This is a genomic window from Mesorhizobium sp. M0119 (genome assembly GCF_040322615.1).
Classification (GTDB): domain Bacteria; phylum Pseudomonadota; class Alphaproteobacteria; order Rhizobiales; family Rhizobiaceae; genus Mesorhizobium.
In genome coordinates this window covers 1-977 of the sequence record NZ_JAMYTU010000110.1, presented here as the reverse complement: position 1 = coordinate 977, position 977 = coordinate 1, and the positions used below count along the sequence as shown (strand labels likewise).

1 protein-coding gene is annotated in these 977 nt (G+C 64.6%); it reads right to left on the bottom strand.

All coding sequences use genetic code 11. The features are described from left to right. Positions 1 to 977: zinc-binding dehydrogenase (locus NKJ40_RS31795; protein ID WP_352469393.1), on the bottom strand; the 977-nt coding region annotated here is incomplete at both ends.

Sequence of the window (977 nt, the reverse complement as noted above, 5' to 3'; positions counted from 1 at the left end):
GTGTGGGTGATCATCGGATCGATCTCGATCTTGCCATCCATGTACCAGTCGACGATCTTCGGCACGTCGGTGCGGCCGCGCGCGCCGCCGAAGGCGGTGCCCATCCAGGTGCGCCCGGTGACCAGCTGGAACGGCCGCGTCGAGATCTCCTGGCCGGCGCCGGCAACGCCGATGATGACCGACTTGCCCCAGCCGCGGTGGGACGATTCAAGCGCCTGCCGCATGACTTTGGTGTTGCCGGTGCAGTCGAACGTGTAGTCGGCGCCGCCGATCTGGTCGGCGCCGCGCTTGGTCATGTTGACGAGATGAGCCACGACATCGCCGTCGATCTCCTTCGGATTGACGAAATGCGTCATGCCGAATTTCTCGCCCCATTCCTTCTTGTCGTTGTTCAGGTCGACGCCGATGATCATGTCGGCGCCGGCAAGGCGCAGGCCCTGGATGACGTTGAGGCCGATGCCGCCGAGGCCGAAGACGACGGCCGTCGCGCCTTGCTCGACCTTGGCCGTGTTGATCACAGCACCTATGCCGGTGGTGACGCCGCAGCCGATGTAGCAGATCTTGTCGAACGGGGCGTCGGCATTGACCTTGGCCACCGCGATCTCGGGCAGCACGGTGAAATTGGAAAAGGTCGAGCAGCCCATATAGTGGAACAGCTTGTCCTTGCCGATCGAGAAGCGCGAGGTGCCGTCTGGCATCAAGCCTTGGCCCTGCGTGGCGCGGATCGCGGTGCACAGATTGGTCTTGCGCGACAGGCAGGACGGGCACTGCCGGCATTCCGGCGTATAGAGCGGGATGACGTGGTCGCCCTTCCTGACCGAGGTGACGCCCTTGCCGACGTCGACGACGATGCCGGCGCCCTCATGGCCGAGGATCGCCGGAAACAGGCCTTCCGGGTCGGCGCCCGACAGCGTGAACTCGTCGGTGTGGCAGATGCCGGTTGCCTTGATCTCGACCAGCACCTCGCCATCACGAGG